The 16,920-nt window shown below is 64.8% G+C and carries 14 protein-coding genes; 7 read left to right on the forward strand and 7 right to left on the reverse strand.

The window, feature by feature from the left end:
• Positions 1-26 precede the first annotated feature (26 nt).
• Positions 27-422, forward strand: a complete 396-nt coding sequence (locus AYK61_RS13050; RefSeq protein WP_121871064.1) for a hypothetical protein — start codon at positions 27-29, stop codon at positions 420-422.
• A gap of 79 nt (positions 423-501) precedes the next feature.
• Here the strand turns inward: AYK61_RS13050 and AYK61_RS13055 are convergent, their stop codons facing one another.
• On the reverse strand, positions 502-1,809 hold the full coding sequence (locus AYK61_RS13055; RefSeq protein WP_121871065.1) for an NAD(P)/FAD-dependent oxidoreductase: 1,308 nt from the start codon (positions 1,807-1,809) through the stop codon (positions 502-504).
• Positions 1,810-1,975: 166 nt separating this feature from the next.
• Here AYK61_RS13055 and AYK61_RS13060 point away from each other — a divergent pair, with 166 nt between their 5' ends.
• Both AYK61_RS13060 and AYK61_RS13065 read left to right on the forward strand, forming a co-directional pair.
• A complete protein-coding gene (locus AYK61_RS13060; RefSeq protein WP_310886825.1) occupies positions 1,976-2,212 on the forward strand; it encodes a heavy metal-associated domain-containing protein in 237 nt (78 codons plus the stop codon).
• A 33-nt stretch (positions 2,213-2,245) separates the two neighbouring features.
• Complete coding sequence (locus AYK61_RS13065; RefSeq protein ID WP_121871066.1) at positions 2,246-4,306, forward strand: heavy metal translocating P-type ATPase; 2,061 nt, start codon at positions 2,246-2,248, stop codon at positions 4,304-4,306.
• A gap of 83 nt (positions 4,307-4,389) precedes the next feature.
• Here the strand turns inward: AYK61_RS13065 and AYK61_RS13070 are convergent, their stop codons facing one another.
• Positions 4,390-5,016 (reverse strand): DUF305 domain-containing protein, encoded by a 627-nt coding sequence (locus AYK61_RS13070; protein ID WP_121872716.1) that lies wholly within the window; start codon positions 5,014-5,016, stop codon positions 4,390-4,392.
• An 82-nt stretch (positions 5,017-5,098) separates the two neighbouring features.
• Positions 5,099-5,494 carry a DUF6153 family protein gene (locus tag AYK61_RS13075; protein ID WP_121871067.1) on the reverse strand — a complete coding sequence of 132 codons (396 nt, stop codon included), beginning with the start codon at positions 5,492-5,494 and terminating at the stop codon, positions 5,099-5,101.
• Positions 5,495-5,645: 151 nt separating this feature from the next.
• On the opposite strand from AYK61_RS13075, the gene AYK61_RS13080 reads away from it, so the two are divergent.
• Genes AYK61_RS13080 through AYK61_RS13090 form a run of 3 tightly spaced genes read left to right on the forward strand, consistent with a single transcriptional unit; the run spans position 5,646 to position 11,631 of the window.
• On the forward strand, positions 5,646-6,524 hold the full coding sequence (locus AYK61_RS13080) for a universal stress protein (RefSeq protein WP_121871068.1): 879 nt from the start codon (positions 5,646-5,648) through the stop codon (positions 6,522-6,524).
• Positions 6,521-8,911: a phosphoketolase gene (locus AYK61_RS13085; protein WP_121871069.1), complete on the forward strand. Its 2,391-nt coding sequence runs from the start codon at positions 6,521-6,523 to the stop codon at positions 8,909-8,911. Before AYK61_RS13080 ends, AYK61_RS13085 begins: the two co-directional genes overlap by 4 nt.
• On the forward strand, positions 8,908-11,631 hold the full coding sequence (locus AYK61_RS13090; protein ID WP_121872717.1) for an HAD-IC family P-type ATPase: 2,724 nt from the start codon (positions 8,908-8,910) through the stop codon (positions 11,629-11,631). Before AYK61_RS13085 ends, AYK61_RS13090 begins: the two co-directional genes overlap by 4 nt.
• On the opposite strand, the gene AYK61_RS13095 is transcribed toward AYK61_RS13090, so the two are convergent.
• The 4 genes from AYK61_RS13095 to AYK61_RS13110 form a co-directional block, all read right to left on the reverse strand.
• Positions 11,615-12,499, reverse strand: coding sequence for a universal stress protein (locus AYK61_RS13095; protein WP_121871070.1), 885 nt, complete (start codon positions 12,497-12,499; stop codon positions 11,615-11,617). The two genes, AYK61_RS13090 and AYK61_RS13095, sit on opposite strands and share 17 nt — an antisense overlap.
• Positions 12,496-13,338 (reverse strand): universal stress protein, encoded by an 843-nt coding sequence (locus AYK61_RS13100; protein ID WP_121871071.1) that lies wholly within the window; start codon positions 13,336-13,338, stop codon positions 12,496-12,498. The genes AYK61_RS13095 and AYK61_RS13100 overlap by 4 nt, the downstream gene beginning before the upstream one ends.
• A gap of 107 nt (positions 13,339-13,445) precedes the next feature.
• Positions 13,446-15,149: a GAF domain-containing protein gene (locus AYK61_RS13105; protein WP_121871072.1), complete on the reverse strand. Its 1,704-nt coding sequence runs from the start codon at positions 15,147-15,149 to the stop codon at positions 13,446-13,448.
• Positions 15,142-15,807, reverse strand: coding sequence for a response regulator transcription factor (locus AYK61_RS13110; protein ID WP_094613350.1), 666 nt, complete (start codon positions 15,805-15,807; stop codon positions 15,142-15,144). The genes AYK61_RS13105 and AYK61_RS13110 overlap by 8 nt, the downstream gene beginning before the upstream one ends.
• A 193-nt stretch (positions 15,808-16,000) precedes the next feature.
• On the opposite strand from AYK61_RS13110, the gene AYK61_RS13115 reads away from it, so the two are divergent.
• Positions 16,001-16,912, forward strand: coding sequence for a universal stress protein (locus AYK61_RS13115; RefSeq protein ID WP_121871073.1), 912 nt, complete (start codon positions 16,001-16,003; stop codon positions 16,910-16,912).
• Positions 16,913-16,920: the final 8 nt, after the last annotated feature.

Below are 16,920 nucleotides of genomic sequence, written 5' to 3' on the forward strand. Positions count from 1 at the left end.
CAGCCCCAGCGAAGGAGTCGATCGAGATGTTTCGTCGCACAGCCGTCATCGCGTGCGTCATTGCAGGTGCCGCCGCTCTCGGCATGGGAACGGCCGCCGCCGACGAATGGCCCACTCCGCCGCCGTATCCGAGTCCGACGGCCCCACAGGATGTCACCGGCTTCCTCACTCCTCAGGACCCGGACTACTGGAACCCCTTCGTCAGCAAGAACAGACTGACCTCGCCCTACGGCAACAGCACTCGCATCGTGTGCACCGGTTTCCATGGCGTGTTGCTCGAGTGCTGGCAGGCCGACTCGAACGGCAACCCGCACAAGCTGATTCCGCTGAACATGAACTACCCGGGTTCGACGGGTCAGCTGTTGCCCGGCGGCGGGCCCGGGCACTTCGTCTACCCCGGCTTCATCCCCGGCATCGGCTGATCCGCACCTGACCGTTCACTACCGTCGACCGATCGCGGATTTCCGCAGATCGGCGACGGTACTGAACAGTGGGGTGCGCTCAGTGGTACGGCTTACGCGCCGTTTCCGGGTCGCCGTAGGTGATGGCCCGTTCGCGTCGGGTGCCGGTGGCCAGGGTTGCGGCCCAGTTGATCAGCGTCCCGACGCGATTGCGGTTGCCGGCCAGGAACGCGATGTGGATGACGCCCCACGAGACCCAGCCGAGGAATCCGGACATCCGTAGCGGCCCGGCCTGTACCAGAGCGTGACCGCGGGCGATGTAGGCCGCGGTGCCGAGGTCTCGATACTTGAAATCCTTTCGCACAGAACCGGACAGGTCTGCTGCGATCGCCGCACCCGCCGCTCGGCCGCCCTGCATCGCCACTTCGGCTACTCCCGCAAGCTTGTTCAGCGACATGATGTCTCCGACGACGAACACCGTGCGATGCCCTGGGATCGAGAGGTCCGGTTGCACCGCGATGCGTCCGGAGCGATCCTGCTCGACGCCCATCGCGTCGGCGAGTTGCTTCACGAACGGTACGGCTTCGACGCCTGCGGTCCACAGCACGGTGTGGGTGCCGTAGCGAGTGACGGTCTTGGGTTCGGCCTTGGCCGTCACCTCGACGTCGGTGGCCGTGACGTCGGTGACGTGAACTCCGAGATGGGTTTCCACGCCTACCGCGTCGAGCGTGCGCTGCGCTTTTTTCGTCAGGGAGTCGGGGAACGATTCGAGAACGCGATCGCCGCCGTGAAAGAGCAGCACTCGCGCTTCCGACGGGTGGATGGCGTCGAACTCTTTCGCCAATGCCCTGGTGGCGAGTTCTCTTATCTGCCCGGCCAATTCGACTCCGGTCGGACCTCCCCCTGCCACGGCGAAGGTGAGCCAGGGTCGGCGTTCGTCGGCGGTGGGCAGGGATTCGGCCATCTCGAAGGCGGAGATCAGCTTTCGCCTGATCGCGAGGGCATCGTCGAGGGTCTTCATGCCCGGTGCCCACTGCACGTATTCGTCGTGGCCGTGATAGGCCTGCTGCATTCCGACGGCGACGACGAGGTAGTCGTAGGGCAGCTCGAACGTCGAGCCGTCGAACCGACTCGCCGTCACCACTCCGCCGTCACCCACTGCGGTCACGGACGTCGCTTCGCCCAATGCCACATGCACGTTCTTCTGCTTACGCAGCAGGTGTCGCAGTGGACTGGCGATCGATCCCTCGGACACCAGACCGGTGGCGCACTGATAGAGCAGCGGCTGGAAGACGTGGGAGGTGCCGCGTTCGAGCACGGTGACGTCGACGTCCTCACCGCGTAGGCGACGGGCCGCGTGGAGCCCACCGAATCCCCCGCCGATGACCAATACCCGTGGACGTGCCATGTGAACGCTCTCCCTCGGACGGACCCGCAGAGAAGGACTCTCCGATATCGCAGCCTACTCGAGCAGAATTCGATTCGACCCGCCCCTTTCCAAGCATACCCAGAGGGGGTATGTTCGAGCCGTCACCCAAGATACCCCCTAGGGGTATGCGAGCAAAGGCGGAGAAATGGAACTGTTCACCAGCAACTATCGAGTCACCGGCATGACCTGCGGCCACTGCGAAGCGTCGATCACCGAAGAGGTCGGCGAGCTCGCCGAGGTGGAGTCCATGGTCGTGTCCGCCGCCAGTGGGACACTGACCGTGGTCGGTACGCCGGCGCTCCACGAGTCAGACGTCATCGCCGCGGTCCGACAGGCCGGCTATTCGGCCGTCGCGGATCCCTCCAGTTCACACCATTCGTAGCCGCCGAACTCGTCAGCGGGAAGGACCAGCACGATGACCCACACGCACACGCACACGGAACACTCGACACATTCGGAACACGAAGGACACCAAGGACACAGCGACCACGCTGGGCACGGCGATCACGTCGGGATGTTCCGACGCCTGTTCGCCATCATGGTCGTGCTTGCCGTCCCCGTCGTCCTCGCGTCCGACATGTTCGCGATGCTCGTCGGATACCCACTGCCCGACGAGCCATGGATCGCCTGGATCTCCCCGGTGCTGGGCACCGTGATGTTCGCCTGGGGCGGTTCTCCGTTCCTCACCGGCGCAGTGAGCGAAATCCGTTCGCGCGCTCCGGGCATGATGCTCCTCATCGCACTGGCGATCACCGTCGCGTTCGGTGCATCGATGGGCGCAAGCCTGGGCATCCTCGATCATCAGCTCGACTTCTGGTGGGAGCTGGCCCTGCTGATCGTGATCATGCTGCTCGGGCACTGGATCGAAATGCGATCGCTGGCGCAGACCACATCCGCGCTGGATTCTCTGGCAGCACTGCTGCCCGACACCGCTGAACGCGTCGAGAACGACGATGTCGTGCAGGTATCCCCGGACCAGCTCCGACTCGGCGATGTCGTCGTCGTCCGTCCCGGAGGACGGGTGCCCGCCGACGGCACTGTCGTCGCCGGCTCGGCGAGCATGGACGAATCGATGATCACCGGTGAATCGAAGACGGTCCGTCGCCGCGAAGGCGATCAGGTCGTCGCGGGAACAGTGGCCAGCGATTCCGGTCTTCGCGTACAGGTCACCGCCATCGGAGAGGACACCGCACTCGCCGGAATCGGCCGGTTGGTTGCCGACGCCCAGAACTCGACGTCGCGAGCTCAACGCATTGCCGACACCGCAGCGGGGTGGTTGTTCTGGTTCGCCCTCGGATCGGCCGGCCTCACCGCCGCCGCGTGGACACTGTTCGGGATGCCCGACGACGCCGTTGTCCGCACGATCACGGTGCTGGTCATCGCCTGCCCGCACGCACTCGGCTTGGCGATCCCGCTGGTCGTGTCCATCGCCACCGAACGAGCCGCCCGCGGCGGCGTGCTTGTCAAGGACCGGCTCGCACTCGAAACCATGAGGACGGTGGACACCGTGCTGTTCGACAAGACCGGCACCCTCACCAAAGGCGAACCCACCGTCACCGCGATCGAGGTGACCGCCGGCCGCAGCCCCGACGACGTCCTGGCGCTGGCTGCAGCCGCGGAAGCCGACTCCGAGCACCCGTTGGCGCGCGCCATCGTCGCCGCTGCGAGACACCGAGAGCTGACCGTTCCTGCGGCCACCGACTTCCGATCGTCCCCGGCGATCGGGGTGTCCGCCGACGTCGACGGACTCCACATCCAGGTCGGCGGGCCTGCACTACTGAAGCAGGAACACGCAACCGAACTCTCTGTCGCCGATCGATGGCGCGAGGGCGGGGCGATCATCCTGCATGTCCTCGCCGGCGACACCGTCATCGGAGCGCTCGCCCTCGCCGACGAGATTCGACCCGAATCACGCACTGCGATCGACGCGTTGCACGCCCGAGAGATCACGGTGGTGATGATCACCGGAGACGCCGACGCCGTCGCGAAATCCGTTGCCACCGAACTCGGGGTGGACCGGTTCTTCGCCGGAGTGAAACCGGCAGACAAGTCGCACACTGTTGCGACCCTGCAACAAGAAGGACGCACCGTCGCGATGGTCGGCGACGGGGTCAACGACGCCCCGGCATTGGCGCAGGCGGATGTGGGTATCGCGATCGGAGCCGGTACCGATGTCGCGATCGCGTCGGCGGGAGTGATCCTGGCCAGCGACGACCCCCGGTCCGTGCTGTCGGTGATCGAACTCTCCCGCGCCTCGTACCGCAAGATGAAGCAAAACCTGTGGTGGGCAGCGGGATACAACCTGATATCGGTTCCGCTCGCGGCAGGAGTGCTGGCACCGGTCGGCTTCGTGCTCCCCATGTCGATCGGTGCCGTCCTGATGTCACTGTCGACGATCGTCGTCGCCGCCAACGCGCAGCTACTCCGTCGACTCGACCTCTCCCCCGACGCGGTGACCGGCCGACCTGTGCACTGAGCCATCGACGACGCCGAATCGTCCCGGCACGGCCGAGGGCCGCACCCCCGATGAGAGGGTGCGGCCTTCGGTGTCTGTGCAGATCAGCCGAGCAACGCCTGCATGGTGTCGATTTCCTGCTGCTGTGAGGCCACGATCGTGCGCGCCATCTCCTGCGCGTCGGGGTTCGAGCCGTCGGCGATCTCGATGTTCGCCATCTCGATTGCGCCCTCGTGGTGCTCGATCATCATCGTCAACCATTGGCGGTCGAACTCGGCACCGGTGGCCGCACTCAGCGCGTCCATGTCCTGTTGGGTCATCATGCCCATGCCCATGCCCGAGCTGTGGTCCATTCCGCCCATCTCACCCATGTCGGACGAGGGTGCGGGCTGACCCCATTCGGCGAGCCAGGCCGTCATCCGGTCCATCTCCGGTTGCTGCGCGGCTTCGATCGCCGACGCCAAGGCCACGACGTCCGAATTGTCGGTGCGGCCATCGACCATTGCCGCCATCTCGACCGCCTGCGCATGATGCGGGTACATCATCCGAGCGAACATCACGTCCGCATCGTTGAATTCTGCGGACGCGTCGGCCTGGTCCGATGACGCCGACGACGAGTTCGGCGAGCCCATCGAATGGCCGTCCATCGACGAGTCGTCGCTACTACAGCCGGCGAGAAGGAATGCGCTCACGGTGGCGGCAGCCAGCGAAGCGACGAGTGTTGTACGCATGTGAATCTCCTTGAACAAGTGCGAAATACAGGGATCTGGGTACGGCGATCCGCCGGTGGTGGTGCGTCCACCGGGCTCCCTGTCACACTCGCAAGGTCACCGACCTGTCCAGCTCCCAGAGGGTCCACGGCGGCGCACGCTCCGAGATGGAGTCGGTGCGCCCACCGATACCGTCCTCCGACATCAGCGAGTAAACGACATCCACGCCGGTCGCTGGGACCGACAGCGCAGCCCACGACACCGTGGTTCCCGCGCACGGATGCATCATCTGATGTGCCGACGGGCAGTCGTGTTCACCGGTCGCAACCTGTACCGGATCCTCGTGGTGGGTCGCCGACGCCATGGCGGCGTGTTCGCTGCTCGCCGACGTTGTCGGTGTCACCGAGTGCATCAGCAGCACCCCGAAGATCGTCAGTGCGATCAGCAATCCGGTCGCCGAGGCAACGCCCGGGCGTCTGCGTCGGATCACTGAGTGCATGTCACCGACGATAGCAAGTCATACCCCCTAGGGGTAGCCGGCAGGGACTTCCGCCCCGCACCGAAGGACTTCCGCCTCTGTCTGTGGCGGTCCGATTCGGGCCATGCTCGCTGTGTATCTGCACACGTAAGTCAATGGACGGGAATTCGTCATGAATGCATCGAGCCGGGTAGTCGTCGGAGTCGACGGATCTGCCACATCGCTCGACGCGGTCCGCTGGGCAACACGCGAGGCTGTTCGACGCCACGCTCCGCTCGAGTTGGTCACGTCGTCTCTGTTTGCGCCGGGAACCTACGGGGATGCCATCAGTCTTCGGATCGGTTCGTTCTCGGACCCCGATGTCGAGGCCAAGCGCGTGCTGACCGCCGCGGTCGATGTTGCACACAAGGCCGCAGCAGGCAATTCACTGATTCTCGACACTCGTCTCGAACATGGCTCTGCCGCACGGAACCTGACGCATTTCGACGTCGCGCCCGCCATGATCGTCGTCGGATCGAGAGGTCTCGGCGAGTTCACCGGTGGATTGATCGGATCGGTCAGCACCGCGGTCGTCTCGCATGCGACATGCCCTGTGGCCGTGATCAAATCCAACATCATCAGCGACGGTCCGGTCGTCGTCGGCGTGGATTGCACCTCCAACAGCCAACCCGCCATCGGCTTCGCTCTGAAGGAAGCGTCACTGCGAGGCGTCGACCTCGTCGCGGTGCACGCTTGGAGCGACCTCGAGCTGGGCAGCGTGTTGACGCGCGACGACGAGGGTCCGTGGGTCGATTCCGAACTCGCCGAGAAGACGTCGTTGGCGGAGAGCCTGGCCGGATGGTCGGAGGACTACCCGGACGTCACCATCCACCGTGTGGTGGTTCAGGACAGGCCGGTTCGTGAACTGGTCCGCGCTTCCGAGACAGCGCAGTTGATCGTTGTGGGAAGCCGCGGTCGGGGCGGATTCGCGTCGATGCTTCTCGGCTCCACCTCGCGCGCGGTGTTGCATTCGGTGGATGTTCCCGTCGTCGTCGTACCCACGAACCGATGACCGCGTCCACCACCGAAACCACCTACAACTCCGAGGAACTGGACGCCGACCTACGCTACTGGGCTGCGGCGAACTATCTGACGGTGGCGCAGATCTATCTGCAGGACAACGTATTGCTGCGTCGGCCTCTGGAGGCGGAGCACATCAAGCCGAGGCTGCTCGGGCACTGGGGCACGAGTCCCGGCCTGTCGATGATCTACACCCTCCTCAATCGCGTGATTCGTCGAACCCATTCGGACTGGCTGTACGTCACCGGTCCGGGCCACGGCGGTCCGGCGTTGGTGGCGAACACCTACCTCGAGGGCACCTACAGCGAGATCTACCCGGACATCTCGCTCGACAACGACGGCGTCCGACGTCTGTGTCGTCAATTCTCCACTCCCGGCGGCATTCCGAGCCACGTGAGTGTCCAGACTCCGGGCAGCATTCACGAGGGCGGCGAGCTGGGCTACGCCCTCGTCCACGCCGCCGGTGCAGCGTTCGACAATCCCGATCTGATCGTCGCCTGTGTCGTCGGGGACGGTGAGGCCGAAACCGGTCCCCTGTCCGGTTCGTGGAAGATCCCGGCCTTTCTCAATCCGATTCGCGACGGTGCCGTGTTGCCCATCCTGCACCTGAACGACGGGAAGATTTCCGGACCGACGGTTCTCGGACGCAGCACCGATCAATCGATCGCGGACTACCTCAGCGGCCAGGGGTGGGCACCACTGTTCGTCGAAGGCGACGATCCACGAGAGGTGTTCCCGGCTCTCGAAAGCGCCCTCACCCGCGCCCACGAGACGATCGAGAGAATCCAGCACGCCGCCCGGAACGGCGAGCCACAGCACGATATCGAATGGCCCGCCATCGTTCTCCGCACTCCCAAGGGCTGGACCGGACCGCACGAGGTGGACGGCAAACTCATCGAGGGCACCCACTGGGCGCACCAGGTGCCGCTGTCGGGCGTCCGCGAGAACCCAGCACATCTGGATCTGCTCGAGAAGTGGCTGCTCTCCTACGATCCCCGATCGTTGTTCGACGACAACGGTGCCCCGGTGGCGGCCGTTCGCGAGCTCGCACCGTCGGGCACCGAACGTCTCGGGGCCACTCCGTACGCCAACGGCGGTGTGCTGTTGCAGCCCTTGGTCATTCGAGACCTCGAGAACTATACGCTCACCGTCGAGTCCCCGGGGCGCACGTCGCACGAGACGACCACGGTGCTCGGGGAGATGATGCGCGATATCTACCTCGACAACGCACAGCCCAACGGCGGCGGTAACTTTCGTCTGTTCTGTCCCGACGAGACCGCGAGCAACCGCCTGCAGGCCGTGTTCGAGGCCACCGACAGATGCTGGCAGTTGCCGACCACCGAGTTCGACGACAACCTCGGTCCCGACGGCCGCGTGATGGAGGTGCTCAGTGAGCACCTGTGCGAGGGCTGGCTCGAGGCGTACCTGCTGTCGGGTCGACACGGTCTGTTCGCGAGCTACGAGGCCTTCGCCATGGTGAGCGTGTCGATGCTGATCCAGCACACCAAATGGCTCCAGCATGCGGCCACACTCGCGTGGCGGGCTCCCGTCGCGTCGCTCAACGTGTTGCTCACCAGCACGTGTTGGCGCAACGACCACAACGGATTCAGCCATCAGGGCCCTGGACTGATCGACGCGGTGATTCCGCTGGCGCCGGATGTGGTGCGTGTGTGGCTACCACCGGACTCCAACACTCTGCTCGCCGTTGCCGATCATTGCTTCCGCAGTCGAGGCCACGTCAACGTTCTGGTGGTGGACAAGCAGAATCACCCGCAGTATCTGACGCTTCCCGAGGCGCGGGCGCATGCCGCGGCTGGTGCGTCCCGCTGGGACTGGGCCGGCACCGAAGTGGCCGATACCGACGAGGACCCCGAGATAGTTCTGGCGTGTGCCGGCGACGTGCCGACCGAGGAAACCCTCGCTGCAGCAGAATTGTTGCGTACGTGGACTCCCGAACTCAGGGTTCGCGTGGTCAACGTGATCGATCTGATGGCGCTGCTCCCCGTCGTCGATCATCCGCACGGATTCTCCGACGAGCAGTTCGTGGAACTGTTCACCGCCTCGGTCGACGTGGTCTTCGCGTTCCACGGCTATCCCCGTGCGGTACACCAACTGGTGCACGGCCGACCCGACGCCCAACGGTTCCACGTTCGCGGATTCATCGAACAGGGCACCACGACAACACCGTTCGACATGGTGGTGCTCAACAAGATCAGTCGCTATCACCTCACGCTCGCAGCACTCGACCGAGCGCGCACTGCGCCGGCCGGTGCCGAGCAACTGCGGCAGCACTGCCAGGACCAACTCGCACGCCACGACGCCTACATCCGAGAGCATTTCGAGGACCTCCCGGAGATTCGGCAGTGGCGGTGGTCGTGACACTCGTGGGCGGAGACACTGGGGAACGCCACGCTCTATCCGTCGACGAGGTGGTGGCCTCTGTCGCTTCGAGCCTCGATCGCGGTCTGAGCGTGGACGAGGTGGCCCGACGAACTCTCCGGTTCGGGCCCAACGTGCTCCCGGCCAGAGCCGGCCCCGGATGGCCCCGACGCCTGCTCGGTCAGTTCCACAATCCGCTGATCTACGTTCTGATCGTCGCCGGCACGATCACAGCGGGGCTGGCCGAATACGTCGACTCCGCAGTTATTTTCGCTGTCGTGGTGCTCAACGCAGCGATCGGGTTCGTTCAGGAGTCCAAGGCCGGTTCGGCGCTGGAATCTCTTCGATCGATGGCCCGAACTCCGGCGCGGGTGGTGCGCGACGGGGAGGTGCACTCCCTGTCGTCCGAGGACGTGGTGCCGGGCGACCTGGTGCGATTGGAAGCCGGCGACAAGGTCCCTGCCGATCTCAGGCTGGTGCATACGATCGGCTTGGAGGTCGACGAGTCCACCCTGACCGGTGAGTCCGAACCCTCCGCCAAAGGCACTGCAGCAGTGCCGCCGTCGACCCTGCTCGCCGACCGATCCAACATGGGCTATTCCGGCACCCTCGTCACGGCAGGAACGGGGACCGGCCTCACCGTCGCCACCGCGTCCGATACCGAACTCGGTGGCATTCACCGTCTCGTCGGGTCAGCTCGGCCACTGGCCACACCGCTGACTGCCAAACTCGCCGAGTTCGGCAGGATCCTGACGTTCGCGATTCTCGGGCTGGCCGCTGTCACCTTCGGAGTCGGACTGCTCCGAGGCCAGGACACCGTCGAAACTTTCGTCGCCGCAGTCGCACTCGCCGTCGGCGCGATTCCCGAGGGCTTGCCCGCAGCAGTGACGATCACCCTGGCCATCGGGGTCTCCCGGATGGCGCGGCATGGTGCTGTCATCCGGCAGCTGCCCGCTGTCGAAACCCTGGGCAGCACCACGGTCATCTGTTCCGACAAGACCGGCACGTTGACCCAGAATCAGATGACGGTGCGGGCTCTGTGGACGATCGACGGCGAAGTCGTGGTCACCGGTTCGGGATACGAGCCTGTCGGTGACCTGACGGAGGACGGTGATCTCGTTTCCGTGGACCACAACGACGCACTGCGGTGGTCACTTCTCACCGGTGCCGTGTGCAACGACGCGTCGCTGCGAGAGATCGACGATGAGTGGACGATTGTCGGAGATCCGACGGAAGCCGCGATGATCGTGGCTGCGATCAAGGCCGATATCGACACCCCGAGCTTCCTCGATGGCCATCCGCGATCGGGGAGTATTCCGTTCAGCTCGGACCGGCAGTTCATGGCCACGCTCCATCGTTCCAGCAGCGACGAGCACGGGTTCGCCCTCGTCAAGGGGGCCGTGGAGCGCGTCAGCGACATGAGCGAGACGATGATGGATTCCGAAGGCCGGCTGCGTCAGATCGATCGTCATCGGATATCCGAGGCTGCCGAAGACCTCGCAGGACGCGGACTCCGCGTGTTGGCCACTGCGCGCACAACCGCCGGAGCGGCAGTGGATTTCACGGTGGACGGCCTGCCGGGGACGCTCGTGTTCACGGGCCTCGAAGCCATGATGGACCCGCCCCGTGAGGCCGCGACGTCCGCTGTACAGGCCTGTCGCTCCGCCGGGATCTCCGTCAAGATGATCACCGGTGACCACGCCGTAACCGCGACCGTCATTGCCCAGCAGGTCGGTTTGCTGGATCGAGGTGACGCAGACGGGTCGGTGCTGACCGGATCCGATCTGTCGTCATTGAGCGCGGACGACTATCCGGACGCGGTCGATCGTGCGGTCGTCTTCGCCAGGGCCAGCCCCGAACAGAAGCTTCAGCTGGTCGAGTCCCTGCAGTCGCGCGGCCACGTTGTCGCCATGACCGGTGACGGCGTCAACGATGCGCCTGCACTGCGCCGGGCGAACATCGGGGTCGCGATGGGCCACAGCGGAACCGAGGTGGCCAAGGATGCGGCCGATGTCGTGCTGACCGAGGACGACTTCTCCACCATCGAGGCCGCGGTGGAAGAAGGCCGTGGTGTGTTCGACAACCTGACGAAGTTCATTGCGTGGACGCTGCCCACCAATCTTGCCGAGGGCCTCGTCATCCTGGTCGCGATCGTGTTCGGCACCGCTCTGCCGATCCTGCCCACCCAAATTCTGTGGATCAACATGACCACTGCCGTCGCATTGGGCCTGATGTTGGCGTTCGAGCCCAAAGAGCCCGGGATCATGTCGAGGTTGCCGCGCCGACCCGACGAGCCGCTGCTGACGCGGGCCCTGATGGTGCGGATTCTGTTGGTGTCGACCGTGCTCGTGGTCGGTGCCTGGGCGATCTTCGAGTGGGAGCAGAGCCGCGGGGCCGGCCTCGACGAGGCACGCACTGTCGCGCTCAACATGTTCGTCGCTGCCGAGATCGCCTACCTGTTCAGCTGTCGATCACTGACACGTTCGGCTTGGCAGCTGGGTCTGTTCACCAACCGGTGGATCGTTGTCGGGGTGCTCACCCAAACAGCCGGCCAGATCGCGCTCACGTATCTTCCGGCCATGAACGCGTTGTTCGGTACCGCACCGATCGGCATCGATTCGTGGCTGCTGATCGGTGCGGTGGCCGTCGTGCTGTCGCTCGTCGTCGGGATCGACAAGCGGGTCCACAACCGTAGGACGTTCGCTACCCGCGGGCGATGATCAACGGACAGTCGACGCGGTGGGCCAGCGAACGCACGGTGGATCCGAGAAGTCGGTCGCTGAAACCGTTGCGGCCGGTCGAACCGACGACGACGGCCTGCGCCCGCGGTGATACCTCGAGGATCTTCTCGACCACGTTGCCGCGCAACACCTTTTGCTGAACCACTACGTCCGGATACTGCTCGCTCCAGCCGGACAGGCTCTCTGCCAACACGGTTCGACCGTTCGACACGATAGCGTCGGATCTGTCGGTCTCGGACGCGTCGGGCGACGAGATCAGTTCGTCCGTCGACACGTGGACTGCAACCAATTCTGTTCCCCGTAGTGAGGCTTCGTCGAATGCCAACCGAACAGCCTTCTGGTTGTGCGGCGACCCGTCGATTCCGAGGACAACAGGCCCTCGTGACGAATCCAACTCGACGCTTCCCGGCACGATGACGACCGGGCAGTGCGCTTGAACCGCCACGGCGGTGCTCACCGAGCCGAGCAGTTCGGCGAAGTATTCGCCGTTGCCGCGCGAGCCGACCACCATCATCGACGCATTCGAGCTCTGATCGAGCATGGCTTGAATGGTCGGTCCCACGATCGATTCGCTCATGATGGTGAGCGCGTCCGGGTTCTTCACCGAGCGTCGAGCAACCAGCGTCGCCCAGGCCAGAATCGACTCTGCGGCTGTGTGCTCCTCGGAGCCGATGTGAGTGGGCAGCGCGACGAAACTCGTGTACAGGGCTTTGACTTGGTAGGCGGATACCAGCTTCACCGGTAGCCCACGCAACTCGGCCGCATGCGCGGCCCATCCGACTGCGTCGAGCGACGAGCCGGAGCCGTCGACACCGACGACGATCGGAGACTGCCTCGTGGTACTCATGCGTGCGGGACGACGAGGACGGGGCAATGGGCATGCCGCAGTACGGCGGTCAGTGTTCGTCCCGGCACTCGGTCTCGTTCGTGACCGACCACCATCAGCTGGGCTGTCTCGGACACGGCGACCAGCTCCGATCCCGAGTCGGCCTCGGCGTACACCGACGCCACGCGAATGTCCGGGTAGTCCGCGCCGAAGGGTTCGAGTCGAACATCCATTGCCGATTCGGGATGAAGCCCGTCGCCCGGACCACTGAGAGCGGACGCGAGAATGGAGGACACAGCCTGGGTATGCACGGCCAGCACGCTGGTCCCTCGTATCGATGCCTCGCGGAATGCTTGATTCACAACGACATCGGTCGCCGATACTTCGGAATCACCCAACGCTGCGACTACCGGGCCGTGCCCTTGCGCGTCGAAGTGCCGGACGATCGCCACGGGGTGGGGCGATGCTTCGACCACAGCACCGACCATCGATCCGAGTACCCAGGCGGCCACTGCACTGCCGGTGGTGGTCCCCAGTACCAGCAGGGACGCAGATCCGGCTTCGGTCGACATCACCGATTCGGGCCGACCCTGTAGAACGGCCGTTTCCATAGCAACCGCCGGATCGGTCGCGGCAGCGACGTCCGCTGCGCGATTCAACGCCGCACGGGCGTAGTCACCGTCGATATCCGGCGCTCCGTATACCGTTTCGGCCATTGCGTGTCTGTCGATCACGTGGACCAAGCGAAGTGACGTGCCCCGCCCGCGTGCTTCCTGCACGGCGAACCGGACCGCATCGAGTGCGGTCTCCGATCCGTCGATACCGACCGTGACCGGTCCGGTGGAATGTGAAGTGTTCATCAGATGCCTCTCGATGGTGCGCGTCTACAACGAGAACGCTACGAGCGCAGGCACACCTGACACAGCAGTCCGAGGTCATCGGAACGAGTGACCAAGGTCGTCCGCCGTCAGGGCAGCGGTGCCGACCAGATCAGCTCGGTGCCACCTGCTTCGGCTGCGGACGGCCTGAGAGTCATCGTGCCACCGCAATCGACTGCCCGCGCCTCGAGGTTCGCCAGTCCACTACGAGTGATGTTCTCGTCCAATCCGATTCCGTCGTCGGAGACCTCGATGCGGAGATCGTCTCCGACCGCCAGGGTGACATTGACGGTCTCGGCCCGAGCGTGATGGACGACGTTGCTCACTGCTTCACGAATGACGGCGACGGCGTGGTCGGCGAGGGAACTGTCGATGACCGACAGGGGCCCGAACATGCGAACCACGGCGCGAATGGGAACGCTTTCGGTGAGTTCGAGGACGGCTCCGTTGACGCGCTGCCGTAGACGAGTGGTCGAGTGCGTCGCGCTCTGCAGGTCGAAGATCGTCGTACGGATGTCCTGGACGGTGTCCTGCAGATCGTCGATGGTGCGAGCCAGACGCTGACGAATATCGTCGAGCTCGGTCTTCTGCAACGTGCTCTGCAGCGACAATCCGGCCGCGAAGATCCGTTGGATGACGTGATCGTGGAGGTCCCGGGCGATCCGATCACGGTCCGCGAGGACGTCCAGCTCGTGCATTCGCCGTGTGGTGTCGGCCATCTGCATGACGAGCGCGGCCTGGTCGGCGAAGCTGGAAATGAGATCGAGTTGGGAGTCGTTGAAGACCGGTGCGCCCTTTCGGCGCAGCGTCACCAGGACGCCTCGCACGCCGTCGGCGACCCGTAGCGGCGAGATCAGCGCCGGGCCGAAGGTGTTCGCCACGTGCTCGTTGGGCCGGTAATCCAGCTCCTCCTTGCGGGTAGCGGTCCGAAGACGATATGCCGCACCGGAACTCGACCCTTCGATCGGGATGAGTGAACCCACCAGAGCGTCTGCGTCGTGCCCCTCGGCGACCGAGATGACCAACCGAGAGACCGTCTCCGAGTTCGGAGCCGCGTCGGCGGGAACAGCGATGAACGCACTGTCGGCCCCGGTCAGATGCAATGCTCGTCTCGACACCATGTGCAGGACTTCGTCGATATCGCTCCCGGCCAGCAGTTCGGTCCCGATGTCCCGCATCGCTTCCATCCACGATTGACGGATCCGCGACTCCTCGTACAGGTGTGCGTTCTCGATCGCGATTCCGGCCGCCGAGGCGAGAGCGCGCGTCACCACCTCATCGTCCTCGGTGAACTGGCCTCCGTCCTTCTTTTCGGTGAGGTACAGGTTTCCGAACACCTCGTCGCGCACCCGAATGGGTACGCCGAGGAAAGATTTCATCGGCGGATGGTTCGGCGGAAAGCCCACCGCCTCCGGATGTGCCGAGAGGTCGTCGAGTCTCAGGACATGGGGTTGATCGATCAGCAGACCCAGCACACCTCGGCCGGTGGGCAGGTGGCCGATGGCTTCGCGTACCTCCTCGTCCATACCGTGATGGATGAACGCTTTCAGACCGTGACCGTCGCCTCGGACACCGAGGGCCCCGTACCGGGCACCGACGAGGTTGACTGCCGACTCCACGATCGACCGCAACGTCACCTCCAGGTCGAGGCCGGAGGTGATGACGAACATCGCGTCGAGCAGGCCGTCCGCCTGCACGCGCGCATCCGCGATGCGCCCGATTCGGTCCTGTACCTCGGCCAGCAGTTCACCGAGTCGGAGCTGCGGGAGACCCGATGCGCGGTGATCATCCATCCGACGGCCCGGATTGCGTTCGCGGATGCGTTTCGGCCAGCCTCGACGCGTACACCGCTGCCTGGGTGCGGCGCTCCATCCCGAGCTTGGCGAGCAACCGGGAGACGTAGTTCTTCACTGTCTTCTCCGCCAAGAACATTCGAGCGGCGATCTGCCGATTCGTCAGTCCCTCCCCCAGAAGGTCGAGCAGTGTCCGTTCCTGCCCGGTGAGGTGGTCGATCGGTCCGGGAGCGGCCGTGCCCGCCCGCAGCTTGTCCATCAGCGCTGCCGCCGCGCGATTGTCCAACAGCGACCGACCAGAGCCGACGTCCTTGATCGCGCGGGTCAACTCCATACCGGTGATGTCCTTGACGACGTATCCGCTCGCGCCGGCCAGGATCGCGTCGAGCATGGCTTGATCCTCGGTGAACGAGGTCAGCATCATGCATTTGAGATCGGGGAGTCGGTCGAGCAATTCGCGGCACAGCTCGATGCCGTTGCCGTCGGGCAGTCGAACATCGAGAACGGCGACGTCCGGCCGCAAAGCGGGAATACGAGCGAGTGCCTGTGCGCAACTTCCGGCTTCACCGATCACGGAGAGATCGGGGTCGGAGTCGATGAGATCGATCAGACCTCGACGCACGATCTCGTGATCGTCGACCAGAAACACTGTGACCACGTCCAACCCCTCACCCGCGTCCTCGATGGGCGCATCTCCCCCAACACTACGGACCCACGGGCGAGGGAGCTTCACCTTTGGTCATCGAAAGTGGAGTCGAAAGTCCCTGCCGTCGGTGTAGTTGTCCTGGTGCGCGGATGCCGGTCCGAAGCGTCTGATGGAGCTCTGACACCGCCATGAAGGGACACAACAGATGGGCATTTCCCACACCGTCGTCGGAGTCGACGGCTCAGCCGCGTCTCTGGACGCTGTCCGGTGGGCCGTGCTCGATGCCGAACTGCACGGCTCCGACCTGACGATCGTCTCGGCCGTCCCGACGGTTCTCACGGGTCTCGATGCCCTGCCCGAACGGACATCCGCGCATCTGAGGTTCGAGACGAATCGCATTCTGGACGAGGCGATGTCGATGGCTCAGCCGAGGGGGTCGGTCGTGTCGACCATCGCCGTCGACGTAGTTCTGTCGGACCGGCCCGCCGCCGCCACCCTGCTCGAGATGTCCGAGACGTCGCGGATGGTCGTGATCGGGACGCGCGGACTCGGTGCGGCACAACGCATGTCGTTGGGTTCGGTCAGCGTTGCCCTGAGCACACATTCGCACTGCCCGGTCACGGTCGTACATGCGTGGCCGACGGGTGGCTACACACAGTCCGAACCGGTCGTGGTCGGAGTCGATGGAACCTCGGCCGCCATGGCCGCGGTTGAGTGGGCGTTCGAGGAGGCCGAAGTGCGAAGCGCTCCGGTCACCGCAGTGCACGCATGGGCCGATTCCGATCTGTCGATAGGGATGTCGGTTCCCGGCCTCGAATGGGCAGTCCACCGCCCCGAAGCAGACGACGTATTGGCAAGGGCCGTCGACGATTGCGCCCGCCGTCATCCGACGGTGGCGCTGCGCCATGTGGCGGTCAGAGACCGTCCGGTCCACGCACTGTTGGACCACGCGCAGAGCGCCCAGTTACTGGTGCTGGGCAGTCACGGTCGCGGAGGATTCGCCGGAATGATGCTCGGCTCCACCAGCCGCTCGGTGATGGCACGCGCGTCGTGTCCTGTCACCGTCGTGCCCAGCGCAGCCCGCAACAGAACGACTGCGACAAAGGAATACCTGTGACGACGATA

Source organism: Rhodococcus sp. SBT000017, from assembly GCF_003688915.1.
Classification (GTDB): domain Bacteria; phylum Actinomycetota; class Actinomycetes; order Mycobacteriales; family Mycobacteriaceae; genus Rhodococcoides.